We start from the raw sequence: 25,325 nt of genomic DNA on the forward strand, positions 1-25,325 counted from the left end.
TCGCTTATTGCGGCCTTTTTTGTACGTATAATTTGGCGTCTAGGTTGCATGCACCTTGAATGGGATTAGAGGCGATCTGATTGTGAAGCCGCGAGATAGCGTCTGAGTAAGCCAACAAACTCTTCTGCAGGGCGATCGAGATCGCTGGTGGAGATAAAGACATCGTAATCGAAGTATTGACGCTGATAGTGCATCCGATTGGCAAGCATTGCTTGTAACCCTTGATATTCTTTACCTTCGCACTCATAAGGTAATGAATTTAAAACGACGTCTTCAAACTCTAAGCCATTTTTCTGTTGTTGAAAGCCGACATATAGCAATGCACGTTGATTGAGCAACATCTCAGAAGTGATTCTTGGGCAGATACTGTCAATGAAAGGCGGGTAACGCTTTATCTTTAAGCCTATCCACGGTAAAGGTTGGCACCAACCTTGATATTGGTGCTGACAGATGCCGATGTGGCTGATATTTTGCCATTGTAATACCCAGCCCCCTTTGGGCAAGTGTTGCTGGAAGTGTGTTGCGGTCAAAGTGTGGGTGACCGTGCTTTGTTTGATTAGCCAGCGGACAACATAAATGGTCATTATCACCACCACTAACCCAAATAAGAGTTGCTGAACCGTATTTGCAAGCCAGATGATGGTTGCGAAGACCACTGAAAAAGCCAGAGTGAACCATAAGCGTGGTCGTGCGAGACGAAAGGAAGGTCGGTTCGATATATGGCGTGTTTGCATATCAAATAGAGTCCGTGTAATCAGATATCTGGTTATATAGTCAGTAGTCTTAAACCCATCAGATTGTCGATTGTTTAAATTGTAGCCTTATAAAGGCCGTTCGCTTATTTTTGTCGCAGAAAATCTCCGATATCCTGTCATTAATGGCAATTTTTTGGTATAAAACGCGCTTCAAATTTTCACCACTGCTCCGTATGCAGTGAAATGGAGAAACACTCGATGAGACTTGCTCATAAGCGCAAAGTGCAACAGAAACTACAAAAGCACATCAAAGCGGTAGTTGCAAATATCCAAGCAACTAAAAAAGCTAAGCCTGTAGCTGAGAAGAACGTCGCTGTAGTACCAGCAGCGGAGAAAGTAGTTGCACAAAAACAAGTTGTAGCAAAACAAGTTGATGTAGCTCTTACTCCTAAGCAGCAACAAGTTCTTGATATCGTAATCAGCAATGCTGACGGTATTAATCCAAAAGGTATCGGCCTTGCCGCTGGCCAAGAAGAAGCTAAAGCAGCATCTTGGGCGACAGGCGCACTGAAAAAACTACTTGATGAGCAGCTTGTAGTAAAAGAGCAATTAGCGGGCAACAAAGTTATCTACAAAATTTTTAAATAGCACGTTAAGCTGACTTTTAGCCTCGACATTGTCGGGGCTTTTTTATGTGTTCAATTCTAGATTTTGTACATAATATAAACGGTTGTGTCACATAATTTAAACTATTCACTCGGAACTTTGCTGAATTAATACGTACGTATTTTCCGCTATGCCTCTATTTTTCTCTCTAATCTAACGACTACAACTTCAGTGCTTTAATCACGCCTAAGCGCATCACCTACGTGTTTATACGTACTTCCTATTTTTTTCGTTCTCTCTCGATTGTTAATTTCTCCGTGTTCTCGCCGATTTTTTACTGCTCGCAATTCATCCATCCTCTAATAGCAATAGATAAATAACAGGAAGTCATTAGGGCTCACCGTGAAACAAAGGATCTGATAATGAGAGCATTACATTCATTTTTTGATGGAAAACTAAAATTGGGCGTTGCAACGCTCGCCGCCACGATCGCTTTAGTCGGGTGTGGTGAAGAAAAGCAAAAAGCTGATGAGGTTGCTCAGCAAGCTGAACCTGACAAAGTCTATAAATTAAAATTGGCAGAAACATGGGGACCCAATTTCCCAATTTTTGGTGATGCCACAAAAAATATGGCAAAGATGGCAGAAGAGATGTCGAATGGTCGTCTGATCATTACGATTGATTCATCCAATAAACATAAAGCCCCGCTGGGTGTGTTTGATATGGTGAAGTCAGGCCAGTACGATCTTGGCCACTCTGCGTCGTATTATTGGAAGGGTAAGGTTCCCAATACGCTTTACTTCACCTCAATGCCATTTGGCATGCTACCAACCGAACAATACGCGTGGTTCTACTACGGTGGCGGTATGGAGCTGATGGAAGAGGTTTATGCACCTCATAATCTATTGTCTTTCCCTGGTGGCAATACCGATACACAGATGGGGGGGTGGTTCCAAAAAGAAATCAACTCAGTCGATGATCTGCAAGGTCTTAAAATGCGCATTCCTGGATTTGCAGGTGAAATTTTAGCGGAACTCGGTGCGAAACCAACCAATATTGCGCCGGGTGAACTCTACACATCATTAGAGCGTCGAACCATTGATGCGCTCGAGTGGGTAGGGCCTTCGCTCGATCTTCGCATGGGATTCCATAAGATTGCGCCGTACTACTACACGGGTTGGCATGAGCCAGGGACTGAGCTGCAATTCTTAGTCAACCAACGCACATGGGATAAGTTACCTGCCGATCTTCAAGCCATTCTTCAAACCGCAATGAAAACCGCTGCGTATGATATGTATACCCAGTCTAAGCATGAAAGCGGCAAGAACTGGGCGTCAATTCAGTCGGAATACCCAGATGTTCAAGTGAAAGATTTCCCTGTTGAAGTGATGACGTCTTTGCGTGAAGCGAATGATCGTCTGCTGAGCGAGCATGCTGATAAAGATGCGTTAGCGAAGAAAATTCAAGACTCGCAAGCCGCGTATATTGAGCAGGTTCGACCTTGGTCAAACATTTCACATCGTGCGTATCTCAATAGCCAAGCGCAATAACGGAACGTCATCATTACGTTCAATCGCTGAGAACATAATCTTGTGTGGTACACACACTTATTTTAAGTGACATTGTCACTCTGGGGCCCAAGAAACCCTACAACAATAAGCTCCGCCGACGTTGTCGAGCGGAGCACTTTTAAAAATTCCACGGAGTTAGGAATGCGAAGTTTAATTTATGTTGAACGGCTATTTAATCGCTTTGGCGATTTGCTCGGCTGGTTATCAAGCCTTTTATTTATCCTGCTACTTGTGAACGTTGTCTATGACGTGGTGATGCGTTATGTGTTTAACGACGTGTCCATCGCCTTCCAAGAAATGGAATGGCATCTCTTCTCAGCCGTCTTCCTGATAGGTGTGCCTTACGCGATTAAAGCGGGCGGGCATGTTCGCGTTGACTTGTTTTATGAGCGTCTGTCAAACAAGGCTCAAGCGGTGATCGATATACTGGGTACGGTCTTCTTCTTACTTCCGTTCTGTCTGTTGGTCGCCTGGTTTGGTGTCGATTTTGCCAAAGAAAGTTATGCCTTAGGCGAGACGTCAGGCGATCCCGGCGGCTTGTCATATCGTTGGATCATTAAAGGCATGATCCCACTTTCATTTTTGTTTATGGCGGTGAGTGGCGTTGGGTTGGTACTGCATTCGTTAAACAGAATTTTTAATCCACATCTGATGCACGCGCAAGCGGCGAAATAGGAGACGAAAGATGATTGGTATCGTTATGTTCTTTGTCGCCTTGTTTGCTTTGCTGCTTGGCTTTCCAGTGGCCTTTACCTTTGGCGGTATTGCGCTTATTTTCGGCGTTTGGGCGGAAGGACTAGAAATGTTCGCTTTCATGCCATATCGCATTCAGTCCATCATGGAAAATACCGTTTTGATGGCTGTGCCGCTGTTTGTTTTTATGGGGCTAGTGCTGCAAAAAACACGTTTAGCAGAGCAATTATTGGAATCGATGGGGCGTCTTTTTGGCGGCGTTCGTGGTGGTATTGCGATTTCTACCGTCTTGGTTGGTGCATTATTAGCGGCATCAACAGGTGTGGTTGGCGCATCGGTGGTGGCGATGGGGCTAATTTCATTGCCGGTTATGCTGAAATACAATTACGACAAAGGATTAGCTTGCGGAACGATCTGTGCGTCAGGCACGTTAGGCCAAATCATCCCACCTTCTATCGTTCTTATTCTGCTTGGTGATGTTCTCGGTGTGCCGGTTGGTGATCTGTTCCAGGCGGCGATTTGGCCTGGGATTGTGCTGGTTGGTGCGTATGTCATCTATATCTTAATTTACGCCAAACTTAATCCCCAAGCGGCGCAGTCGATGGAGCGGGATCCGAATGTCAGCCGCTCACAAGAGGTATTCACGGCACTGAAAGCGGTCATTCCGCCGCTTGCATTGATTGTGGTGGTCCTAGGTTCGATTTTTGCGGGTATCGCAACACCAACCGAATCGGCGGCCTTAGGAGGCGCTGGTGCGATCGTATTAGCTCTGCTTTACAAGCAATTTAGCTGGCGCATGATTTATGACGCGTCAAAAGAAACGGTAAAAGTAACGGCAATGGTGTTTGCGATCTTACTGGGCGCAACAGCATTCTCAATGGCGTTTACTTACACGGGGGGCGATGCGCTCGTTGAAGAGTGGATGCTGCAAATTCCGGGTGAAAAATGGGGCTTTCTCATCATCACCATGTTGGTCATTTTGGTTTTGGGCTTCTTTATTGATTTTGTGGAAATCTGTTTCATTATCGTCCCTATCATTGCGCCAGTCGCCGAGCTGATGGGGATCAATATGACTTGGTTTGCTATTTTGATTGCCATGAATCTGCAGACGTCATTCTTAACACCGCCTTTTGGTTTTAGTCTTTTCTATCTGAAAGGCGTCGCTCCGAGTGGTATAACGACTCGGGATATTTATCGCGGGGTGATGCCATTTATTGCCATCCAAATCGCGGTCCTCGCATCGCTGTTGGCCTTTCCTCAATTTTACGGAATGTGATCATGTGATTTTTGTTAACGCCTTGTAAATGATAGAGTAAAGCGGCTTACCTTGGTAAGTCGTTTTTTTTTGGTTTCGCCTGGCGAGATGGCTAAGGCTGATTTCTTATATTTGGGGGAAGGATGCCTCTAAAGATCAAACTGATTTTACTCAGCTTGTTGCCGTTGTTATTGGTGACGATAAGTACGAGCTGGATTTCTGTTTATCAGTCACAGACTTTGCGTGATAAAGAAGTGGAAATTATCCGCTCTAGCCTTATTAAGTCAAAAGAGTCGGCGCTCAAAGACAGTGTCGATTTGGCCTTTGATGCGATTCGGCACGTCTATAATAATCCGAACATTGAAGAGCAAGCGGCGAAGCAACAAGTTAAGCATATCCTCTCTAAATTACGCTATGGAAAAGATGGTTATTTCTTTGTGTATTATCAGGATGGAACCAACCTCGTTCACCCGATTATGCCTGAATTAGAAGGGCAAAATTTATTACATATTCAAGATGAAAATGGCGACTATCTTCTGGAGGCCTTGTTGGCACGCGCCAAATCAGGCGGCGGTTTTCATCAATATTTGTGGCAGAAACCCTCCACAGGGGAGACCGTGCCCAAGTTAAGCTACGCGCAATGGCTTGATAAATGGAATTGGATGATCGGCACGGGCTTATACATGGAAGATGTCAGTGTAGAAGTCGCTAATTTAAAAGACGCGGTAAACAAAAATATTGAGACGACTTTTTTTTCTCTCGTCGTTATCGTGGTTATTTCCATGGCCGTAATTGTGGTACTGACGCTTGCGGTGAACTTACATGAGCACCGTATTGCCGATCGTAGTTTAAAAGAACTGGCCCATAAAACCGTGATGTTTCAAGAAGACGAAAAGAAGCATCTCGCGAGAGAGTTGCATGATGGTATTAACCAGTTGTTGGTCTCGAGTAAGTGCCATTTAGAACTATTGGGCAAGAAGATTGAAGACCCAGGGCAAAAGCAGCATTTAGCGCATTCTCAGCATTCATTGATGATGGCGATAAACGAAGTTCGTCACATCTCGCATAAGCTAAGGCCAAGCGCTCTTGACGATATTGGGTTGGAAGCGGCGCTCACGACCTTACTTCAGGATTTTAGAGCGCATTCAGGGATAGGCGTTGAAGTGGTGTTTGAGCGCCAAGAACGCAAACTGCCGTCGGAGATTGCCACAACGTTATACCGCGTTGCTCAAGAATCGTTGACCAACATTGAAAAACACTCGCGAGCGAAGACAGTCAATGTGATTCTGCAGCAAATGGGGCCGATGTTACAGCTGATTATTCGCGATGATGGCGTGGGATTTGATGCCAGTGCGACGCTTCGAAAAACAGGTATCGGGCTTAGAAACATGCGAGAGCGGGTGGAATTTATTGGTGGGGAGTTCGAGCTAGCCAGTGAGCCTGGCTTTGGTACGGAGATAACCGTGTTATTGCAAGTGGATGGATTCGTTTATGAATAAACCGATCAAAGTAGTGATTGTGGATGATCATCAAGTGGTCCTTGATGGATTTATGGCGCGATTAAGCTTAGAGCCCGATATCGAGGTGATAGGCACAGCAAGCAATGGCGTTGAAGCTTTTGAAGTGGTGAAAGCCTTGTCTCCGGATGTCGTGTTGATGGACGTGAGTATGCCGGTCATGAATGGGATTGATGCGACTCGTGTCATTAAAGATGAATTACCCCATGTTAAAGTGTTGATGCTCACTATGCATGACAACCGTGAGTACATCATGAAGGTGATGCAGTGCGGTGCGGTCGGCTATATGCTGAAAGAAATTTCATCGGAAAAAATGGTGCAAGCGATCAAAACGGTTGAACAAGGGTCAACGTATTTTTGTGAGTCGGTCACTCAAACCTTGTTCTCGCAAGGTGACATTTCCATGGCGAATAAGCCCAATCCTCTGAGTCGCCGAGAAGAATCGGTGTTGAAATTAGTGGCGCAAGGTTGCAGCAGTAAAAAAGTCGCTAGCTTATTGAATATCAGTTATCGAACGGTGGAAACGCACCGCCAGAACATCAAACACAAACTTGAACTGAGCAGCACCGCGGAGCTGGCTAAATACGCGGTGGAGCAAGGCATGATTTAGCGCTACCCTCAAATCCTTATCGTCACAGGGCAGTGGTTGCTTGCTATGTGATGTGAGGTGATGTGAGCAACTGAACCTGACACGCGGTGAGTGGGACGAGATGAAACGTCTTTGTCTGTTTGGTTAGCAACAAGTTATGTAAGTTATGTAAGTGTGGCTGAGATAGAAGGGGGGAAAGGGTAGAATCCACTTCAAATTCTTTAAGCGGCAACACTATGTCATACCCGGTCAATCTACATCAAAACTACCACGCCCACTTCTATTTTGGTCCTGAAACGAGCGATTACGCGGCCCAAGTTCGAGAGGATATCCATCAAAAATTGGGGTTGTTTGTGGGGCGTTTTAACCAACGTTTGGTAGGTCCGCATACGCAATGGAGTTTTGAAATCGATTTCAACCATGCCCAGTTTGATGACGCGATTGCTTGGCTTGATAACATTCGCCAGCAGCATTCTGTGTTAGTTCATGCGGTAACGGATAATGATTATCTTGACCACACGGAGTACGTCTATTGGCTAGGAGAGCCGATTCAGTTGGACCTGTCCCTGTTTAGCGCGCCTTAGTTATGGTTTCGTGAGGGCTTAAACGGCTCTCACATTCGGCGTTCTTTGCATATAGTGTTTTTGCATAAAACGCTCGGTAAACTGCTCGGCCGAGACCGGTTGGGAAAAAAGGTAGCCTTGATACTCGTGGCATCCCTCGCTCACAAGCAGCAGACGTTGCGCTTCATATTCTACGCCTTCCGCAATCACTTTTTTACCCATGTTATGCCCAAGTTGAATAATGGTCTTCACCAGCATGTGATCGTTTTTTATGTTTACACAGTCATCGACGAAAGACTTATCAATTTTGAGCACGTCTATAGGCAGATGTTTGAGGTAATTGAGGGATGAGTAGGCGACACCAAAGTCATCAATGGCGATAGTCACCCCCTCATCTTGCAAGCGTCGGCAAATCTTAGTCACGCGATCAGTGTCTTTCATCAGAGTGGTTTCGGTTATTTCAATCTGCAATAAATGAGGGTCTAATTCCGTTTGACGCAGAATATGCCGAATGTAAGGGAAGAGGTCATCATGAGCAAATTGAACCGTTGAAACATTGACTGAAATCGTAATTGGGTGACCGGCATCCGCCCATTGTTTTGCTTGTAAACAAGCCGTACGGATAACCCAACGGCCAATCATAATGATTTGCTTGGTCTGCTCTGCAATCGCAATAAATTCCGCAGGGCTGATGGTTCCAAGGACAGGATGCTGCCAACGAATGAGGGCTTCGGCCCCGTTTACACATTGCGCATTCATGGTCACTTTAGGTTGATAGAAAAGTTCGAATTGCCCTTGTTTAATCGCTTGTTCCAGTTGCGATTCGATTTGATGAGTACGGATCGTTTCATCAAGCAATGATTCGTCATACCAGCGGACTCGATTTTTTCCGGTGCTTTTGGCTTTTTGAGTGGCAATATCGACGTTTTTTAGCCAAATGTCATGATTATTGGCGGCTTTTTTTAATGAAGAGATCCCGGCAGAAAAAGTGATCTGATAAGAGCCTCTGTTTAATTCAAATTGAAATTGATCCGAGCGCATTAATTCGCGCACCATGCCGCTCACTTGATGATCAATATTGTCCCGCTCAGTCAGTAGAATAACAAACTCATCCCCCTCTAAGCGAAACAACTGTGCTCTATCAATCGAAATATATTTAAGTTGTTCCGCGATCGCTTTTAACAGCATATCGGCCTGATGTTGGCCAAATGACTCGTTAACTTCTTTAAAATTATCGATATCAACTTTTAGCAACACAAAATCTTTGTTGTCACCGCTTATGTTGGTGTGCGTCTCTATATACTCATAAAATGCTCGACGATTGGGCAGTTGGGTTAGGAAGTCGGTTAAGCTTTCTTTGCGGTATACCTTAAGTTGTTCATCAAATTTGCGTTTGTAATACGTCATCACGGTAGCAAAAGTGGTGATCAATAATAGCTCGATCGTGTTTTCAACTAAGTGCGGGAATTGGTCGGACGGAACCGTAAAGAAATAATGGGCGATTAAAGAAATCACAACTAACATCGGCCAAATGGTGCCAGGGAAAAGAACCAAATAGCACAGCGGCAGCAATAAAAAGGCGTCATCAAGCGCCCCCAGTTCTAAGGGCTCGATGGCGCCACCTAAAAGAACATGGACAAAGGAACAAAATGCGAGAAATTTACAACGCTTTGGGGAGTGAGTCAGTAGTGCGGCAATCATACCAAAAGGAAAGAGAATATACGTCCAACCGACGACGTGATGTTCGGTGATCAAGGTGTAAGAAATGAGGCCAATTGCAATCATATAGCCAGCACGAACTACTACTTTGATGTCTAATGCATCTACTACTTTCTGCGTAATACTCTTCATTCCATATCTCAGCAACTTGTGCGACGACAAGCGACCATAAAGGCACTTAACCTATTTATAAACCTGTCAGAAGACACTAGCATGACTCGATTCATAATGAATCGCTTCCGGCAAAATTAAGGGCGTTATTCGAGCGAATTCACACCCTCTTTTGGACGCAAATCACGAGTTCAGCGGTGAACAAACGATCGGGAGGAGAAGCAAAAGACGCGGGTACTTTGCCGAGCGATGAGGCTCAAAAATAGGATGATATATCTCCCCGTTCTACTTGAAATTGCAGTGGTGTTGACTGGCACTCTCAAACCTCATCACATAGCGCCTCTGCACTCAGAGGCTTTGCTCGTTTGTCGCCTATGTGCATCTTCAAGTTGTGTTTGGGCTTAGGTTTAAGAGTTAGTGACGCAACCGTCATCCATAAAAAACGCTGATAGTATAGAGGCCTCATCGCTCATCAACTTATCCATTATTGTTATCGAACAAACGGTTAATCGCATTGTTCTATATCTGAGTGGCATGAAAAGTCAGATTAATATAACTGGGTTTTTATACAGTAAAACTTGACAATTATTTCAGGAGAACTATGCTGTATATAGATACAGTAAAACGGAGGTGGGGTATGTTGTGGGAAACTCTCGAACGCGTAAACCGTGCACGCCAACAGGCGATGCTTGATTCTGAATATTTAAAATCAGCACGAGCTCATCAAAAAGTATTACAAACACAATCGTATTCTTCGGCAATGAAAAAGTCAGCTCGAAGTGCTCAAAAACAAGAGAAGAAATTGGCTGATATCTATCAACAAGTGGAGTTTGGAGTGAATCCATCCGGACGTGAACACTGATCGATAGGGATGACCATGTTGTGATACTTTATCTCGCGTCATTTAATCCGCGATTACAGTTAATACAAATAAGCCTTGCTTGATAGCAAGGCTTAATTATTTCAGCGATAAAGCCTCTGATTGAATCCTCCAATCCTGGCTTGCGTTTTTTCGCTAGGGCTTTGCCAGAGGTCGGCGTTTAATCATACTTTCAATGATAATGAACAGTAGGCCCGCCCAAATCAAACTAAAGCTGATCAGTTTTACTTCATCAAACACTTCACCGAAGAGGAACACCGCTAAGACAAACTGCAAACTCGGCTCAATATATTGCATTAACGCCACATTCGACATTGACGTTAAACGGATCGCCATTGAGTAGAAAATCAAAGGCAGCAAGGTAATCGGGGCTGAGCCCATATAGAGCAGCAGTGTTTGCCAATCAGTTTGTAATGACACCGCACCGACAGTCGCGTGTTTCACCACTAAATAAGTCAGTGCAATTGGGGTCAGTAATAACACTTCAACAAAGAGGCAGGTTGCCCAGTCATAACTGATTTTCTTTTTAAACCAGCCATAAAGAGTGAAAAATATTGCCATGGTGAGTGCAATATATGGGATTTGCCCATATTGCATGACTTGATAGCTTAATCCGGCTGTCGCCAACACTAAGGCGATTTTTTTACCTAAGCTAATGTGCTCTTTAAGAACAAACACGCCCAGTGCAGCCATGGTCAGTGGACTGATGAAAAAACCGAGGCTAGCGTCGATAACACGATCGTTGGTCATCGCCCAAGTAAAAGCCGTCCACGATACACACATAAGAAAGCTGGCCAAAAAGGCGGTTTTCAGTGAATAACGGTCAGCAAAAATGGCTTTGAGGTCAATACGTTTGCGCTGGAGTAAAATGATCATTAACGCGGCGAAAGGTACAGAGGCGATCAAACGAAATGCCAGCAACTCATCCATTGCCGCATTAGGTAAAAATTGGTAATACAGTGGCAGGAGACCCCAAAGTGCAAAGGAGAGGGCGGCCATACTGTTGCCGAAGCGTGATTCATTCATAGTAAGTCGGGAGAATCATGAGAAATAGGCGGCAATTTTAGGCTTAATTAGTGCATTGTAAAGCAATAGATTTTATTCAACAGCCGACATATTTTTTATCAATTGAAACCGATGGATATATTGTTGTGAGCGTTGGTTTTGGTGGGTGAGTAGTACAGGATTTTTGATGTGAAAACTGAGGTGCTAAAAACGGTGAAACCCCAGAGGTGGTAAGTCCCTGGGGTTTCGAATTTTTTAGAATTGTCGGATGGTAAGGCCGATATTCTTATATGCAAAAGGTTGGCTTTTTATCCAACTAATTCCTCGGTAAAGGAAATTAGATACGGATGAAGTCCATGTGCTCAACTTTTGGCTTGAAAGCGTGACGTTGAACGTCTTGAGGCTTAACTTTAACTTCAGCGCCATCGATCACTAGAACGATACCTTCGTAGAACGCAGGCTTGTCCATTTGGTTAACGATGTCGTTGTGGTTAAGAGTGATTGATACTGGAGCTTCAGAACCACCGTAAACGATAGCTGGGAAATTACCAGTGTGACGTAGGCGGCGGCTCGCACCTTTACCTAGTTCAGTACGTACTACTGCTTCAAATTTCATAGTATAACTCTTATAAAATTAATATAAATTTCATAACACGATGCGACCTCGTGTCATGGTATACGCCGTAGGAAACTAAATAGTAACTCTAACAGCGAGCGCGGATACTAGCATTCAATCCTAATTTGAGCAATACCTTTGGTGGCTGTCTGGCGATATTCTAAACGTTAAAAAGGCCATTTAGGTAAAGTGCTCGCTTAATCACCAATCTGCGCTTAAGCCTTGATAGGTATTCACTTTAAAAGCGGCGAGCGAATAAACTCAAGATGAACGGGATCTGAATGAAGATGTCACGATAGGTTAAGCTGAGTCGCGTAATCTAGCTTCAAAATACGTTATTGATTTAGGAGCAAGTGATGAAGCCAATTAGTATTGTCGTGATTACATTAAATGAAGAAAAACGCATTAGCCGCTTATTAGAAGATTTAAGCCAGCAAACGCATCAGCAGTTTGAAGTTATCGTGGTCGATTCAAACAGCGATGATAATACCGTTGAAGTGGCTCAAGCGTATCAAAATGCATTACCGGATTTGACGGTACACAAGATGGACCGACGCGGTGTCAGTTTAGGCCGCAACACTGGTGCGAACTTAGCTAAACATGAGCGACTATTATTTCTTGATGCTGATGTGCGTCTTACGCCTGCATTCCTGACGCTGGCGATCGAGCAACTTGAGCGCAAGCAGCTCGAGGTAGCGGGTGTTTACATGGGAGCAAAGGATCTGCCTTTGGTTCATAAGTTGGGCTATGGCCTGTTTAACTTGGGCTTGTTTATCACCCAATTTACTTTTCCGACGGCGGTGGGGGCGTGTATTTTTTCCAGTAAAAACGTTCACCAGCGTATCGGTGGCTTTGATGAACAAATTACGCTTTGTGAAGATTGTGACTACGTAAAACGTGCAGGAAAAACGTGGCGTTTCCGTTTCTTAAATTTAACCTTTGGTTTTGACCCTCGTCGTCTTGATCAAGATGGTACGTTTAAAATGGGCGCAACGTATCTCAAAGCCAATGTGCGACGTTTCTTCTTTGGGGAGATGCGTAATAACGAGATGGAATACAAATTCGATCATTACCGCGATCAGCAGCGATAAGACTGGATAACCGATCATGTTGTTTGAAGCACAAAGCCTGTTTATTGGCGCTTTGCTTGATGCGCTTATTGGTCCCAACTTGTTTGTACCCGGCGAGCCGTTTTTACTCGCCGCGGGTTATCAATTACAACAAGGGGTGTGGACTGGGTTAATCGCGGTTTTACTTGGCGCACTGCTTGGTGATCATATCAGCTATTGGATTGGTCGGTACGTGGGGGTGCCAGCACAGAAAAAACTGATCGCTTGGCAACCTAAAACGCGCCGTCCTATCGCTCGCTGTCGCCGATTGATATACAAAAAGGGCAATTATGTCTTAGCATTTGCTCGCTTGCTGGGGCCGGTTGCTTGGGTCGTTCCATTTATCGCGGGCACTCATAAGGTGACATGGTCACGTTTTGCCACGTTTGATTTGTTTGGTGTGATACTCGGTGTTGGTCAGTTTGCTATGTGGGGGTATTTGCTGGCCATCGGTATAGAGCGTTTTCCTATGTTGGCGCAAGCCAAAGCGGTCCTTATAGAGCATCAATATCTATTGCTGGTGTTGTTATGCGGTGCCGTATTCTTTTACTTGGGCCGAAAGCTGCGTTGGCGCTTTTTATTACCTAAATTAACCGCATTGGTTTTCTCACTAATGCTGCTGACGAATTACAGCCATTTTTTCTGGTTTGCCGATGACTTTCAAAAACAACCTGTCGATGATCGCTATAAGCATCTAGTCGTTGAACCGAGTGAATTATTGTTTAAAGCGTATCCGGGAAAATCGGGCGTTTTTGATGCGCAAGCGATCAACGTGGTCTACATCGGTGAACAACCTCGCACGCTCATGACGTCTTTGGGCTGGATTGAGAACAAAACGTTTTCACGTAATGAGATTGAATTAAGAGACTATGTTCGTTTGCTTCGAGATCATACACCGCCTGTGTCGGATCTGTTTTGGCAGGGGCAGCCACAAGATATGGCTTTTCAACTGCCGGGTAATTTGACGCATCGTAGCCACATTCGCTGGTGGCAGGTGGGTATTGATAATGCGACGAGACACCCGATTTGGTTTGGTGCGTTAAGTTATGACAATGGATTACAAATAACCCCATATTCCGGCATCTTTACTGTACTGCACAGCATCGATCCTAATGTGGATTCTGAACGGGATCGTTTAGCCAAGCAAATTGGCGAGTTTCTTCCTCAGCACAGTGCGATACTGCAGCCATTACTGACTGCTCGTCATCAGGATGAAGAGCATGAATATTTCACCGATGGCCGTGTATTAATGGTGCAAGATCAGAATTTGGCGCTCATTAGCCAACAGGCAAGCCAGTAGAGCCCTTTATATAATGGGGCCGCTTAATGAAGTGGTCTAATTGTATTGGGCTCTAAAATCTGATGGCGTCATGTTTTTTACGGTTTTAAATTGGCGATTAAAATTGGATAAATTTTGAAAGCCACTCTGCTCGGCGATCAGCGCCACTGACAACTCTGAATTAAGTAACATTTCACACGCCTTACCGATACGAAATCGTTTTAAGTGTTCAGAAAAACTTGCCAAAAAATGACGTTCAAAAAGTCGATACGCAGAGCTTTCGCTAATGTGTAAATGTCGGCATAAGTCACTTATTTTAATCGATTCAGCATAATGCTGCTCGATGAAGTTTTTCGCCGCTTCCATTCGTTTGCTCGATTCCTCATCACTATTTCGGATGTGTAACCCATATGGATTGACAGAGAGCTTGCTGGCGTTGACATCGTCAGCCAGTAAGCTGAGTGATTGCAATACTCGCAGCAGCTGGTGATGAGGCTCGTCGTCGTCGAGGTTGTTTAGCATATGAAAGATTTTTTCGGTGGTTTCAGCGCTGAACTTCAAACCATGATCCGCATGATTGAGAAATTTTTTGATGAACTTGAGTTCGGGCATGCTATCGATCAAAGACTCTATCCATTGATGGCGAAACCAAAGGATCATTGAATAATGGCCTTGCTCTTTATCATCATTGATCGTTCCTGAGATCATATGCGGCAATCCGGGTCCGAATAAAAAAAGGCTGTTGGGCTCAATGTTTGTCACACTGTCTCCGGCAAAACAAGTGCCTTGAAAAACATGGTTAGGATCGCGATAGAGCACCAATTCATACTCTGAATGGTAATGCCAAGGGCAAGAGAACTGCTCGATTTTATTTTTGCAGTGGTATTCTTTGAATTGCCAACTGAACTGGTTGTTATTTAATACATTTTCTATGGTTGGTTTCATCTGCGCTTCCTTGATCTAACCCGAGTTAGATTACTTGGTTAGGTATAATCCGTCAAAAAAAAGACCTAAAATGAGGGGAAAGTATCATTAGTCGATGGGAAGTTATTAATGTATTTGATTTATTTTGAGTAGACTGAGGGCATTCAGTTTAGTCAGATCAAGCAAGAGTTTGTACAGGTTAGGAGAGGTTTATGTTCAAGGAAAAAACCGCCTTGATATTTTTAATTATGACGTTTGTTTCCGGGTTATGTGGTTCATTTTTCTACCCATTATCAAGCCTATTTATTATTGAGGCGTTAGGAGCCACTCCGGCCATGTTGAGCGTGTATATGATTTTATCGATATGTGCAGCCGTGGTGGTGTCTCAGTTTATGGCGGTAAAATCTGACAAAGGTTGGAACCGTAAGACGGTGCTGTTGGTGGCATTAAGTTGCTATTTGATCACGGTGTTAGCGTTTAGTGTGATTCGTGATTATTATCTCGCGGTCGCGGTCGCGGTTGCGGTGATCTTTGGCAGCCTGAGTGGGTCTATATTTGGCCAATTATTTGCGCTCGGGCGTGAATATGCCGATGAACATATTGAAGACAGCACCACATTCTTAGCCATTATGCGTGCCGGTATAGCCATCGCCTGGGTCGTAGGGCCGCCGATCGCTTTTATCCTAAAGGCCTCGTTTGGCTTTAGCGCATCATTTGCTGCTGCCGCTGTTGCAACGTTACTGAGTATTCTTTTGGCTCATTTGTATCTGCCAAACAGCGTCATTAAAGAAAAGAAAGGGCGGGAGGAGAGTAAAGGGCCGTTTAGTCCAACCATCATTTTGTTTTCGGTGGCGTTGGTGTTTATGTTTAGCGCCAATAACCTATACGTTACCAGCATGCCTCTTTATCTGACCCAAGAGCTAAAGGTGAACGCCAGTTGGGTCGGTTATATGTTTGGCTTTGCCGCGCTATGTGAAATTCCCATTATGCTCAAAGTCGGTCGAATGGCCGCGAGATTCGGCACGATGAAGTTATTAGCCTTGTCGCTAGTGAGTGGCTGCGTGTTCTTTGTTGCAATGCTGCATGTGCGAGATTTCTGGCAATTGCTTTCAATCCAGTTATTGAATGGTGTCTTTATTGGCGTGACCGCGACGCTGGGTATGGTGGCGATTCAAGATATGATGCGCGATCGATTAGGGACGGCGTCAACCTTGTTTTCTAATTTGATGCAGGTGAGTATGTTATTTGCCAGTCTGTCGGTGGGGTTTGTGGGTGAACTTTACAGTTACTATTGGGCGTTTTATATCTGCCTCGCGTCAGCGCTATGCTCACTGCTGCTATTAAGCTATTTTGTGTTTAATGAAGTAAAAGCAGACAAAATGAAGTTGTCACAACAAGTTGCGTAATTTGACAATCTAATCACATAAAAACAAAGGCTTGCCATAAAATGACAAGCCTTTTTTACGATGCTGAGTTTGAGATTTAAAACGGGACGATATGTTTCGCTTCGGCGCCAAAATGGGCGGCTAATTCTCGCTTTAGTGGCTTATCTTTAAGGTTAAAACCGCTTTCACGCCACCCATTGGGCTGTGCGTGAGTGACAGGCTGCCTCGATAGCTATGCACCATTTCATTGACAATATTTAGACCAAGGCCAGTACCCGGGGTGGTTTCATCTAAACGAACCCCTCTTTTTATGACATGTTCGAGTTGTTCGTCAGGAATGCCAGGGCCATCGTCTTCAATGATGAGACTCACATTATCATTATCGACCATTTTAGCGTGAACACGAATGATTGAATTTGCCCATTTGTACCCATTTTCAAGTACGTTACCGACCATCTCATCCAGATCCGTTGGATCAACGGATACTTCGAGATCATCGTCAATTTCGTTGACTAAAGTGATGTCTCTCGAGGCATAGACTTTATCAAAGGCCATCGAAATGGCGTCAATTCGTTCGGTCGGTGAGGCCTTCACGGACAAAATGTTTCTTGAACCTGCCATGCGAGCGCGCCCAAGATGGTAGTCAATTTGGGTTTGAATCTGGCTTACAGGGGGTAACAGTTTGTCTTTTAATTCGGTATCACACTGCTGGATTTCATTTTTCAGCACGGAAAGCGGTGTTTTGAGTGCGTGAGAAAGATTACCAGCGTGGTGCCTCGCGCGTTCTAGCAGCTCTTGATAATGGAATAATAACGCATTGAGATCGGAGACCAGGGGAGAGATATCTTTCGGATAATCGCCACTTAAACTGGTTTTATCGCCATTACGTAACTCGCTTAATTCTTTGTGCATTTTGGTGAGTGGGCTTAAAGACCATGCAATCTGAATCAAGATGACGGCTAAAACACCAAAGTAGAGTAGGGCAAGGATCACCCAAAGTTCACCCATGAGATTTTGTACGGTATCTTCGATGGGCTGCTCATCGATGCCCACTAAGACAGTGATTGGACCATCGTATTCGGGAAAATAGAGATTGGAGTGAACAAAGATCAGTTTTTCGCCACGGGAACCAAGTGCTTCGTTTTTTTTCTCGAGCAGCTCAATATTGCTGTCCCATAATGAGCGAGAGCGCAATTGGTTGTCGGCGGTTGAGGCATACCAATAGAGACCACTATACGGCTGAGAAAATCGAGGGTCGGAAAGTTGCGCAGAAAGCGTCAGTTGGCCCGCTTTATCAACCTCTAAGTTGCCAGAGATCTCATCCATATATAGGGAAAGCTGAGATTTTGTATCGGCCACCATGTAGTTAAAGACTTGCGAGGGGACGGTGACGCCCGCAGCAATGATCATCGCCGTCAGCCAAACAACGGCCGCCAGAACAAGGCGGCTTTTGAGACTGAGTCGTTTAATAAACGGCAGCTTATTAATCGGCATTCAACTGATACCCTAAACCGCGCACAGTTTTGATGACGTTTGGTGCAATTTTTTTACGGATACGGCCAATGAACACTTCGATAGTGTTGGAATCACGGTCGAAATCTTGTTTGTAGATATGCTCCACCAGCTCGGTACGTGAAATGACCTTTTCTGGGTTATGCATGAAATAGGCAACCACCTTGTATTCCAGCGCTGTGAGGCTGATAGCCGAACCTTGCCACATCACTTTTGATGTGCGGGTATCCAGGCTTAGGTTACCGACTTGCATTACCGGCGAAGCGTTACCAGAAGCACGACGCAGTTGCGCGCGAATACGGGCCGTTAACTCAACCATTTCAAAAGGTTTGGTTAGGTAGTCATCCGCGCCTGCATTTAAGCCTTCAACGCGTTGAGTAAGCGTGTCACGCGCGCTAAGAATCACGACGGGCGTATTGATGTTTTCATCGCGAATGCCTTTCAGCACGGTGAGGCCGTCAATTTTTGGTAAGCCTAAATCGAGTACAATCACATCCCATTCTTCAGAGGTAGCACGATAGAGCGCATCGATACCATCCGTTGAAAGCTCTGGCACCCAGCCCGTTTGTTCGAGAGATTCAATAATTTGTTCGCCTAGACGTGGTTCGTCTTCTACTACTAATATTTTCATTGTTTTATTCTTCTGTTTTTAGGGCTTTCTTTAAATTTCTACCACGGATTTCGATCATGTCCAGCGTTTGCGCGTTGTATTCCACTTTGATGATGTTGTTATCGTAGTTAATTTTGAGCTCATAAACCCAAATGTCATCGTCTTCTTCTAATTCAACTTTGATAATGCGGCCGTGTAAATCGCGCTCAACGGCGGCGTACATTTCAGAAAAGGGACGAATATGGCCTTTCTGCACCGCTTCGTAGACTTCGTCTTGATCTTCTTCGAATTCAATTTTTGCGCCTGGCTTTTCAACATCACGCACCAGTGCATGGCCATCATTGTGCTTGCTGCTGCGGTGATTGTCGTCACCGTACCAAGCTGCATGGCTAGGTAATGAGAGTAACCCGCAGCTCGCAATCGCGATGAACCCGACGATGAATTTTTTAAACATAGCGTTACCTTTGCGCAAATTCTTGTGGCTAGGATAAATAATGCAATATGAACATAAAGTGAATCACAAAGATCTTCTGTATGTCTCATTTTTGTTTTGAGTATTAACCGTCAGTGAGTTCATCAGCAAATATTTTATCGCGCATTTTCCAAAAACGTCCCACTTTACGCGCAATCACAAACTGCGGCGGACGGAAACGGTGTTGATTGACGATCACTTTACTGGGTGATGACTCAATAAATGGACGATGTTTATCGGCTAAATGAGGGCGAACAAACTGCGCTAAAAATGTTTGTTTCTGCTTCGGTGTATTAAGCGACCAAAACTCATGGACCGCGGCTTGATTTTCGCCACGATAGGTGACTTTGAGTTGGTTTTTTCCTTTGTCATCTTTGAACAAGTTAAAGTCCATTTCAAGGCATTCATACACCAATGCATCTTTTAGGTTGAGCGCTTCTTTAAGCTTTTTGTCTGGATCAACCAAGGTCGCATCGCACTCATGACAAATGCGCGCAGCAATATCGTTGTCTGCACCACACTCTCCGCAATATTTAGCGCGGAAACGGTAACCGCAATGTTCACGCTCACCGGTGTCGTCGTCTTCAAAATAACCTTGGCAGCGACGACCAAAGTGCTCAATCAAGAAGCCATTACTATCGAGTTTTCCCCAGAAGTTGTTGTTGAAACCACAAGCAGGGCAGGGGATGGTGATGATTTCGCTGTCTGAATCGGGTTTAGGGTTACCCACCTCTGGTTGATACAAGTCGTAGCTGTTTCCCGCATAGTCGAGCACCAAGCATTCGGTTTTTCCTGGAGACAAGCGTAAGCCGCGACCCACAATCTGTTGATACAAACTGACTGATTCGGTTGGACGCAAAATGGCAATGAGATCAACGTGTGGCGCATCAAATCCCGTGGTCAAAACGGAGACATTGACTAAGAACTTAATCTCACGCTGTTTAAAACGTTGAATGATGGCATCGCGCTCAGGTGTTGGGGTATCCCCGATCACGATTGCGGTTTGACCTTGTGGCAACAAGCCGAAGATTTCTTGGGCATGGCGCACGGTGGCCGCAAAGATCATGATGCCTTGTTTTTCTGCCGAAAATTGAATGATTTGTTGCACAATTTGTGGCGTTGCGCGTTTGGCTTGATCGATGACCATGACCATGTCCATTTCCGCTTCTTTATAACGCCCTGTGCTGGCCGGTTTCAGCTGTGAAAAGTCGTAACTGAGTACCGGCGCATCCATCATTTTAGCGGGTGTGAGGAACTCTTCATCCAGCAAATAACGAATCGGTAACTCGAAAATACAATCGCGGAAGAAACGTGGTTCTTCACTGCGTACTTGACCGCGGGTATGGTATTGATAAATCCAACCGACACCCAATCGATAGGGCGTCGCGGTTAAACCGAGCACCTTCATTCCGGGGTTTAATTCACGTAGATGTGTGATGACCTTTTGGTAGCTCGAGGTTTTTTCTTCTGGTACGCGGTGGCATTCATCAATCACTAATAGTGAAAATTGATCTTTGAACTCAGTCAGATTGCGAACGACAGATTGCACAGAAGCAAACACGACTTGCTGATCGGTCTCTTTTCGGCCTAAACCTGCGGAGAAAACGGCACCTTTAAGATCATAACCTTCGTACTTAGCGTGGTTTTGTTCAACCAGCTCTTTAACGTGTGCCATGACCAGCACGCGGCCTTTGGCAAGACGCGCCAGTTCGGCGATCACGAGGCTTTTACCTGCCCCAGTGGGTAGCACAATGACCGCTGGAGTGGTGTGTTTGCGAAAGTAATGGATGACCGCTTTTACGGAGTCAGCTTGATAGGGGCGAAGGGTGTACATAAATTATGTGAAATAGCTCAACTATTTGTCTTAGGCGCACTATAATAGCGCAGCTAACAGAGATGAGGTATCTATGGCTCAAAATAAAGTGCAGCAAGAAAAAGCACGTTTAGACAAATTTTTATGCGACACGCTGGGCGTGACACGCCGAGAAGCGACGATTCTAGTGAAACGTGGCGAAGTGACGATTGATGGTCAAGTTTGTAAGATCACGTCAGTCAAAGTGACCAATGAGAACGTGGTTATGTGGCAAGAGCGCGAGCTTAAAATGCGTGGCCCTCGTTACATTATGCTGTTTAAGCCAGATGGCTTTGTATGTTCACACGATGAAGGCGCTCATCCAACGGCACTGGCGTTGATCAGTGACATCAAAAAAGAAGATTTGCATTTTGCTGGTCGTTTGGATGTGGATACCACCGGTTTAGTCCTGATTACCGATGACGGCCAATGGTCTCACCGTATTACAGCACCTAAGCACAAATGTGAAAAAACCTATCGCGTACTGCTTGCTGATGCGATTGGTGATGATTACGCAGAAAAATTGGCGCAAGGTATTGAACTTCGCAATGAAAAAGGCCTAACCGCACCGGCGAAACTTGAGATTGTTGATGCATCAAACAACGAAGTGTTGCTGACCATCACAGAAGGTAAGTACCACCAAGTTAAACGTATGTTTGCCGCATTGGGCAACAAGGTTGATGAATTGCACCGTGAACGCATTGGCGACATCGTATTGGATGCCAACCTTGAGCCGGGCGAATACCGCGATTTAACCCAAGAAGAAATTGATTCTATTTGGAAATAATTGCTCGTTGAGCAGTTGATAGTCAGTTGCATACGCTTCCTATTGAGAAATAATAAACATAGTAGGAAATTATTTATTTCCTACTAGGAAGTAGTCTTTTGCGCTAATTTCAACGACGATAGACCGGATACCCTAAGGATAGGTTTGTCTCAAACTCTGTTTGGTTGTAGCAAGGAGCGCTGCAACGCAATCGCAACTGACTAGGAGACGTATGTCTGCCACTGCTTCACAATCCAATGCCCCACAAATCAATTTTATTCTCTTTCTTGTATTGGGTGCGATTGGCGCGTTAACACCGCTTGCCATTGATATGTATTTGCCTGCCATGCCAACCATTGCCCGTGATTTGGGTGTGGGGGCTGGGGAAGTACAGATCACTTTAACGGCTTATACTGCAGGTTTTGCTATTGGCCAGCTTTTTCATGGTCCGCTGGCGGACAGTTTTGGACGTCGACCGGTCTTAATTTTAGGCGTGGTGCTGTTTGGCATTGCGTCTGTGGTCAGCGCGACAACCAATGGCATTGATGCGTTAACCTGGGTTCGTACCGCGCAAGGTTTTGCTGGCGCGGCGGCGGCTGTGGTTATTCAAGCCGTTGTACGTGATATGTTTGATCGAGAAGATTTTGCTCGTGCGATGTCGTTTGTTACCTTGGTGATCACCATCGCACCACTAATCGCCCCAATGATCGGTGGCTATTTAGCGATTTGGTTTGGTTGGCGTTCTATTTTCTGGGTGTTGGCTGCGTTTGCTGCCATCGTTATCGTTTTAGTATTATGGAAAATTCCTGAAACGTTACCGACAGAAAATCGCCAGCCTTTGCGCATTGCCACCACGCTGCGTAATTACGTGCGTTTGTGTCGTAACCCTGTTGCGATGGGCTTAGTGCTTTCAGGCGCGTTTTCGTTTGCGGGTATGTTTGCTTTCTTAACGGGCGGCTCATTCGTCTATATTGATATTTATGGGGTGAGACCGGATCAGTTTGGCTACCTATTTGGTTTGAACATTGTTGCGATGATCATTATGACCAGCATCAATGGCCGATTGGTGAAAAAAGTGGGCTCTCACGCGATGTTGCGCTTTGGTCTTTGGGTTCAGTTGTTTGCCGGTATTGGTTTGTTTATCGCGTGGACGATGGATCTTGGGCTGTGGGGCATTGTGGTTTTTGTTGTGCTCTTTATTGGCACAATCTCGACCATCGGTAGTAACTCAATGGGCTTATTACTGAGTGGTTACCCAACAATGGCTGGTACGGCGTCTTCATTGGCGGGTACGTTGCGTTTTGGTATTGGTTCTATCATTGGTGCGATTGTTGCTGCATTGCCTAACGGCGTAGCATGGCCGATGATAGTCGTAATGACGGCATGTTCACTGTTATCTGCCGCATTTTATTGGTTATACGGAAGAAAGGCTTAATGGCTGAATATACAGTTGAGATTCAAAGGTTAGTTAATGCAGCGTTGGAAGAGATCCACGCTGAGCACCAAGCAAAAAAGTTGGCAAATGCACCGGTTGCAAATAACAACTTTTTAATTCGCTGGGTGACCAAAGCATTAAAAGCTCAACGATTTCATCGCTGCGTAGTGGCTGATCTGACTCGTTGGCAGAAAGAAGGTCGCACAAAGGGCAATGCCTCTAACTTGATGGCGACGTTTGAGCGAATCTCTGGTTTTTATGCGGAATTTTTCCCTATTGGTGAAGAATCGAAAGCAATAAAAGACAGCCAGATCAATGAGTTTCTCGACTTTATGGAAGAGAACGATTGGGAGGTTTCAACCTCTGAGCCTCTGATTGGCGTGGGTAAAGTACAAATTTTCATTGAAGGTCAAAATTCATTCGCCTTATGTACAGAGCAATGCGATAGCTGCTTTGATGGCGAGTTAATGGTGAAACCGATGAACTGGTTTGTACGCGGTAATCACGCGAAATTCATTGAATTGGCGGCGAACGCAGGCTTTATGCTGCATAAAGTGACGGACTATAAATCGAACGTGAAATATCACGGCGAATATATTGTCTTCCCAAACAACTTGGGAACCCAGTTGGCGGAAATCCCAAGCAGTTTTGTTGTCAGCAAATAATGTTACGAATGTAAGGTTATGCGTATTTAAGAGCTTCCCAAGGGAAGCTCTTTTTGTATTCTCTCGGCAATAAGGGAACACATGGTCGATCCGCTAACAGCGGTGATTCGTGTCATGAGCAAAGTAGATCGGTCGGTGATTATCGAGCCATAACTCATGCTTTTCCATGACCTTTGAAAACATACGGCTTTGCAAGTAACGGTTTAGCCACTGGCGTAATTTCGGGTAAGGGCTTTGTCTAAACCATTGCTTTTCGATACGGGCAAATTTACGCAGAAAGGGCAGTAACGCGATATCGACCAAGCTTTCTTGCTCGGCGAACAAAAAATGATGCTGAGTTAATCGTGCTTCTAGTTCAATTAAGTGCGCTTCGCATGCTTGGCGGCATTGCAGTAGGTTGTCTTCATGGTAGCGTTTCGCACAGCTATACGCGTTAAAGGCAGGGATAAAGTCGGATTCAAACCGGGCAATCAAACTCACCATGCTTGGTAATGCGTCAGGATCGTTACTGCGTAATAGGTTATCGTCATCGCGTTGTGAAAATGCCCACAGCATCACTTCTAGGCTCTCTTCAATGATCATCACAGGTCTAGGCTCATCCTCAGTTTCAACAACTAAAACGGGCACGCTACCTTTAGGCGAAGCGAGTAACATTTCTGGCGGTTTATTATTGAGCTTGATCGCTCGAATCAAGACGGGTTGATTTGCTTTGAACAACGCAATGCGCGCCCGCATCGCATAAGGGCAGTTTTGCAGTGAGTAGAGTATCGGCAGTGTTTTGTTTGTGATCATCCTTGTCATGCTCGCTTGAAAGCTTGATATAAGCCTAATACGTTTAGCGGTGACTCAACAGCTTTTTGAGCCATAAATAATCGTTAATTACGCAATCGTTTTCAGCCGTAGAGCGTTATGCGAGAAGCATCCAAACAAATAAGGATTGGCTTGGGGCCAATCCTTATGAATCACGAGAGATTATTCGTAATCTGACGAGTAAGTTTCTTCGTAAGTGTGCGAGTAAGTTTCTTCGTAAGTGTGCGAGTAAAGCTCAAACAGTGTGCCAAACGGGTCTTCTAGGTAAACCATTTTTGCTGGCTTGTTGTCATCTTCTGGGTGGTAACGCATGATGTCCATACGTGTTTTGCCACCATATTGTTGAACACGTTCAATCACGCCTTCAAAGTCATCACTTTGTAGAGAGAAGTGGAATAAACCAATGCGAGAAAAATCGACGCGGTGGCGCTCTTGATGATCAACCATTTCAAATAATTCGAAGCCAACACCATCTTCTGTCACAAGGTGAGCGATGTTAAAGCCTTTAAAGCCTTCACCAAAAACCTCGATACACATGCGGCCAATCGCGGTTTCACGCTCTTCTATTACGGGTGTATTGTCCATGACGATACGTAAACCAAGCGCTTTGGTGTAAAACTCAACCGCTTTAGCCATGTCACTGACCATAATACCAATATGACTCATTTTCATAATCTGCTCCAATC

Annotated in this window: 25 protein-coding genes; 14 read left to right on the top strand and 11 right to left on the bottom strand. The window is 44.9% G+C overall.

Annotation, left to right across the window (positions count from 1 at the left end):
* Nucleotides 1–65: 65 nt before the first annotated feature.
* Nucleotides 66–734 carry a DUF2982 domain-containing protein gene (locus OJ16_RS06225; protein ID WP_040988456.1) on the bottom strand — a complete coding sequence of 223 codons (669 nt, stop codon included), beginning with the start codon at nt 732–734 and terminating at the stop codon, nt 66–68.
* A 219-nt stretch (nt 735–953) separates the two neighbouring features.
* Here OJ16_RS06225 and OJ16_RS06230 point away from each other — a divergent pair, with 219 nt between their 5' ends.
* The 7 genes from OJ16_RS06230 to OJ16_RS06260 all read left to right on the top strand — a co-directional run bounded on the left by OJ16_RS06230 (nt 954) and on the right by OJ16_RS06260 (nt 7,510).
* A complete protein-coding gene (locus tag OJ16_RS06230; RefSeq protein WP_040988459.1) occupies nt 954–1,343 on the top strand; it encodes a hypothetical protein in 390 nt (129 codons plus the stop codon).
* Between the two features lie 380 nt (nt 1,344–1,723).
* The gene (locus OJ16_RS06235; protein ID WP_040988461.1) at nt 1,724–2,851 is read left to right on the top strand and encodes a TRAP transporter substrate-binding protein; all 1,128 of its coding nucleotides are present in this window, start codon (nt 1,724–1,726) and stop codon (nt 2,849–2,851) included.
* 162 nt (nt 2,852–3,013) lie between these two features.
* Entirely contained in the window at nt 3,014–3,547 is a 534-nt protein-coding gene (locus OJ16_RS06240; protein ID WP_040988463.1) for a TRAP transporter small permease subunit, read from the top strand.
* A gap of 10 nt (nt 3,548–3,557) precedes the next feature.
* The gene (locus OJ16_RS06245; RefSeq protein WP_040988465.1) at nt 3,558–4,841 is read left to right on the top strand and encodes a TRAP transporter large permease; all 1,284 of its coding nucleotides are present in this window, start codon (nt 3,558–3,560) and stop codon (nt 4,839–4,841) included.
* A 122-nt stretch (nt 4,842–4,963) separates the two neighbouring features.
* Complete coding sequence (locus tag OJ16_RS06250; RefSeq protein ID WP_040988467.1) at nt 4,964–6,319, top strand: cache domain-containing protein; 1,356 nt, start codon at nt 4,964–4,966, stop codon at nt 6,317–6,319.
* Nucleotides 6,312–6,947, top strand: coding sequence for a response regulator transcription factor (locus OJ16_RS06255; protein ID WP_040988469.1), 636 nt, complete (start codon nt 6,312–6,314; stop codon nt 6,945–6,947). Before OJ16_RS06250 ends, OJ16_RS06255 begins: the two co-directional genes overlap by 8 nt.
* A 215-nt stretch (nt 6,948–7,162) precedes the next feature.
* Nucleotides 7,163–7,510 (top strand): DOPA 4,5-dioxygenase family protein, encoded by a 348-nt coding sequence (locus OJ16_RS06260; protein WP_040988471.1) that lies wholly within the window; start codon nt 7,163–7,165, stop codon nt 7,508–7,510.
* A gap of 18 nt (nt 7,511–7,528) precedes the next feature.
* Here the strand turns inward: OJ16_RS06260 and OJ16_RS06265 are convergent, their stop codons facing one another.
* Entirely contained in the window at nt 7,529–9,340 is a 1,812-nt protein-coding gene (locus OJ16_RS06265) for a putative bifunctional diguanylate cyclase/phosphodiesterase (protein WP_040988473.1), read from the bottom strand.
* A gap of 616 nt (nt 9,341–9,956) precedes the next feature.
* Here OJ16_RS06265 and OJ16_RS06270 point away from each other — a divergent pair.
* Nucleotides 9,957–10,181 (top strand): hypothetical protein, encoded by a 225-nt coding sequence (locus tag OJ16_RS06270; RefSeq protein WP_040988474.1) that lies wholly within the window; start codon nt 9,957–9,959, stop codon nt 10,179–10,181.
* Between the two features lie 153 nt (nt 10,182–10,334).
* On the opposite strand, the gene rarD is transcribed toward OJ16_RS06270, so the two are convergent.
* Nucleotides 10,335–11,225, bottom strand: coding sequence for an EamA family transporter RarD (gene rarD, locus OJ16_RS06275; protein ID WP_040988475.1), 891 nt, complete (start codon nt 11,223–11,225; stop codon nt 10,335–10,337).
* A gap of 316 nt (nt 11,226–11,541) precedes the next feature.
* The gene (gene rplY, locus OJ16_RS06280; protein WP_040988476.1) at nt 11,542–11,820 is read right to left on the bottom strand and encodes a 50S ribosomal protein L25; all 279 of its coding nucleotides are present in this window, start codon (nt 11,818–11,820) and stop codon (nt 11,542–11,544) included.
* Nucleotides 11,821–12,176: 356 nt separating this feature from the next.
* On the opposite strand from rplY, the gene OJ16_RS06285 reads away from it, so the two are divergent.
* The gene (locus tag OJ16_RS06285) at nt 12,177–12,911 is read left to right on the top strand and encodes a glycosyltransferase family 2 protein (protein ID WP_040988477.1); all 735 of its coding nucleotides are present in this window, start codon (nt 12,177–12,179) and stop codon (nt 12,909–12,911) included.
* Nucleotides 12,912–12,927: 16 nt separating this feature from the next.
* Nucleotides 12,928–14,229 carry an LssY C-terminal domain-containing protein gene (locus OJ16_RS06290; protein ID WP_040988479.1) on the top strand — a complete coding sequence of 434 codons (1,302 nt, stop codon included), beginning with the start codon at nt 12,928–12,930 and terminating at the stop codon, nt 14,227–14,229.
* A gap of 36 nt (nt 14,230–14,265) precedes the next feature.
* Here OJ16_RS06290 and OJ16_RS06295 read toward each other — a convergent pair whose 3' ends face one another.
* Nucleotides 14,266–15,153, bottom strand: coding sequence for an AraC family transcriptional regulator (locus tag OJ16_RS06295; protein ID WP_040988481.1), 888 nt, complete (start codon nt 15,151–15,153; stop codon nt 14,266–14,268).
* A 191-nt stretch (nt 15,154–15,344) separates the two neighbouring features.
* On the opposite strand from OJ16_RS06295, the gene OJ16_RS06300 reads away from it, so the two are divergent.
* The gene (locus OJ16_RS06300) at nt 15,345–16,538 is read left to right on the top strand and encodes a sugar efflux transporter (RefSeq protein ID WP_040988482.1); all 1,194 of its coding nucleotides are present in this window, start codon (nt 15,345–15,347) and stop codon (nt 16,536–16,538) included.
* 132 nt (nt 16,539–16,670) lie between these two features.
* On the opposite strand, the gene OJ16_RS06305 is transcribed toward OJ16_RS06300, so the two are convergent.
* From OJ16_RS06305 to OJ16_RS06320, 4 genes are all read right to left on the bottom strand, one after another.
* The gene (locus tag OJ16_RS06305) at nt 16,671–18,011 is read right to left on the bottom strand and encodes an ATP-binding protein (RefSeq protein WP_040988484.1); all 1,341 of its coding nucleotides are present in this window, start codon (nt 18,009–18,011) and stop codon (nt 16,671–16,673) included.
* On the bottom strand, nt 18,001–18,660 hold the full coding sequence (locus tag OJ16_RS06310) for a response regulator transcription factor (RefSeq protein ID WP_040988486.1): 660 nt from the start codon (nt 18,658–18,660) through the stop codon (nt 18,001–18,003). Before OJ16_RS06310 ends, OJ16_RS06305 begins: the two co-directional genes overlap by 11 nt.
* Before the next feature lie 4 nt (nt 18,661–18,664).
* Nucleotides 18,665–19,093 carry a PepSY domain-containing protein gene (locus tag OJ16_RS06315; protein ID WP_040988488.1) on the bottom strand — a complete coding sequence of 143 codons (429 nt, stop codon included), beginning with the start codon at nt 19,091–19,093 and terminating at the stop codon, nt 18,665–18,667.
* 103 nt (nt 19,094–19,196) lie between these two features.
* The gene (locus OJ16_RS06320) at nt 19,197–20,945 is read right to left on the bottom strand and encodes a DEAD/DEAH box helicase (protein WP_040988491.1); all 1,749 of its coding nucleotides are present in this window, start codon (nt 20,943–20,945) and stop codon (nt 19,197–19,199) included.
* Nucleotides 20,946–21,018: 73 nt separating this feature from the next.
* Here OJ16_RS06320 and rsuA point away from each other — a divergent pair, with 73 nt between their 5' ends.
* The 3 genes from rsuA (at nt 21,019) to OJ16_RS06335 (ending at nt 23,829) form a co-directional block, all read left to right on the top strand.
* Nucleotides 21,019–21,750, top strand: a complete 732-nt coding sequence (rsuA, locus tag OJ16_RS06325; RefSeq protein ID WP_040988493.1) for a 16S rRNA pseudouridine(516) synthase RsuA — start codon at nt 21,019–21,021, stop codon at nt 21,748–21,750.
* 211 nt (nt 21,751–21,961) lie between these two features.
* The gene (locus OJ16_RS06330) at nt 21,962–23,164 is read left to right on the top strand and encodes a Bcr/CflA family multidrug efflux MFS transporter (RefSeq protein WP_040988495.1); all 1,203 of its coding nucleotides are present in this window, start codon (nt 21,962–21,964) and stop codon (nt 23,162–23,164) included.
* Nucleotides 23,164–23,829, top strand: coding sequence for a DUF2913 family protein (locus OJ16_RS06335; RefSeq protein WP_040988497.1), 666 nt, complete (start codon nt 23,164–23,166; stop codon nt 23,827–23,829). The genes OJ16_RS06330 and OJ16_RS06335 overlap by 1 nt, the downstream gene beginning before the upstream one ends.
* Before the next feature lie 93 nt (nt 23,830–23,922).
* Here the strand turns inward: OJ16_RS06335 and OJ16_RS06340 are convergent, their stop codons facing one another.
* Entirely contained in the window at nt 23,923–24,621 is a 699-nt protein-coding gene (locus OJ16_RS06340) for a glutathione S-transferase (protein WP_082030218.1), read from the bottom strand.
* Nucleotides 24,622–24,801: 180 nt separating this feature from the next.
* The gene (locus tag OJ16_RS06345; RefSeq protein WP_040988498.1) at nt 24,802–25,311 is read right to left on the bottom strand and encodes a VOC family protein; all 510 of its coding nucleotides are present in this window, start codon (nt 25,309–25,311) and stop codon (nt 24,802–24,804) included.
* Between the last annotated feature and the right edge of the window lie 14 nt (nt 25,312–25,325).

This window comes from Vibrio renipiscarius, from assembly GCF_000827885.1.
GTDB classification, from domain to species: Bacteria; Pseudomonadota; Gammaproteobacteria; order Enterobacterales; family Vibrionaceae; genus Vibrio; species Vibrio renipiscarius.

Coding starts and splice junctions, on each gene's coding strand:
- rarD (WP_040988475.1), bottom strand. CDS start 11,225: ATGAATGAATCACGCTTCGGCAACAGTATGGCCGCCCTCTCCTTTGCA.
- OJ16_RS06310 (WP_040988486.1), bottom strand. CDS start 18,660: ATGAAAATATTAGTAGTAGAAGACGAACCACGTCTAGGCGAACAAATT.
- OJ16_RS06245 (WP_040988465.1), top strand. CDS start 3,558: ATGATTGGTATCGTTATGTTCTTTGTCGCCTTGTTTGCTTTGCTGCTT.
- rsuA (WP_040988493.1), top strand. CDS start 21,019: ATGGCTCAAAATAAAGTGCAGCAAGAAAAAGCACGTTTAGACAAATTT.
- OJ16_RS06230 (WP_040988459.1), top strand. CDS start 954: ATGAGACTTGCTCATAAGCGCAAAGTGCAACAGAAACTACAAAAGCAC.
- OJ16_RS06285 (WP_040988477.1), top strand. CDS start 12,177: ATGAAGCCAATTAGTATTGTCGTGATTACATTAAATGAAGAAAAACGC.
- OJ16_RS06305 (WP_040988484.1), bottom strand. CDS start 18,011: ATGCCGATTAATAAGCTGCCGTTTATTAAACGACTCAGTCTCAAAAGC.
- OJ16_RS06320 (WP_040988491.1), bottom strand. CDS start 20,945: ATGTACACCCTTCGCCCCTATCAAGCTGACTCCGTAAAAGCGGTCATC.
- OJ16_RS06315 (WP_040988488.1), bottom strand. CDS start 19,093: ATGTTTAAAAAATTCATCGTCGGGTTCATCGCGATTGCGAGCTGCGGG.
- OJ16_RS06250 (WP_040988467.1), top strand. CDS start 4,964: ATGCCTCTAAAGATCAAACTGATTTTACTCAGCTTGTTGCCGTTGTTA.
- OJ16_RS06340 (WP_082030218.1), bottom strand. CDS start 24,621: ATGATCACAAACAAAACACTGCCGATACTCTACTCACTGCAAAACTGC.
- OJ16_RS06290 (WP_040988479.1), top strand. CDS start 12,928: ATGTTGTTTGAAGCACAAAGCCTGTTTATTGGCGCTTTGCTTGATGCG.
- OJ16_RS06300 (WP_040988482.1), top strand. CDS start 15,345: ATGTTCAAGGAAAAAACCGCCTTGATATTTTTAATTATGACGTTTGTT.
- OJ16_RS06345 (WP_040988498.1), bottom strand. CDS start 25,311: ATGAAAATGAGTCATATTGGTATTATGGTCAGTGACATGGCTAAAGCG.
- OJ16_RS06235 (WP_040988461.1), top strand. CDS start 1,724: ATGAGAGCATTACATTCATTTTTTGATGGAAAACTAAAATTGGGCGTT.
- OJ16_RS06335 (WP_040988497.1), top strand. CDS start 23,164: ATGGCTGAATATACAGTTGAGATTCAAAGGTTAGTTAATGCAGCGTTG.
- OJ16_RS06225 (WP_040988456.1), bottom strand. CDS start 734: ATGCAAACACGCCATATATCGAACCGACCTTCCTTTCGTCTCGCACGA.
- OJ16_RS06295 (WP_040988481.1), bottom strand. CDS start 15,153: ATGAAACCAACCATAGAAAATGTATTAAATAACAACCAGTTCAGTTGG.
- OJ16_RS06240 (WP_040988463.1), top strand. CDS start 3,014: ATGCGAAGTTTAATTTATGTTGAACGGCTATTTAATCGCTTTGGCGAT.
- rplY (WP_040988476.1), bottom strand. CDS start 11,820: ATGAAATTTGAAGCAGTAGTACGTACTGAACTAGGTAAAGGTGCGAGC.
- OJ16_RS06270 (WP_040988474.1), top strand. CDS start 9,957: ATGTTGTGGGAAACTCTCGAACGCGTAAACCGTGCACGCCAACAGGCG.
- OJ16_RS06260 (WP_040988471.1), top strand. CDS start 7,163: ATGTCATACCCGGTCAATCTACATCAAAACTACCACGCCCACTTCTAT.
- OJ16_RS06265 (WP_040988473.1), bottom strand. CDS start 9,340: ATGAAGAGTATTACGCAGAAAGTAGTAGATGCATTAGACATCAAAGTA.
- OJ16_RS06330 (WP_040988495.1), top strand. CDS start 21,962: ATGTCTGCCACTGCTTCACAATCCAATGCCCCACAAATCAATTTTATT.
- OJ16_RS06255 (WP_040988469.1), top strand. CDS start 6,312: ATGAATAAACCGATCAAAGTAGTGATTGTGGATGATCATCAAGTGGTC.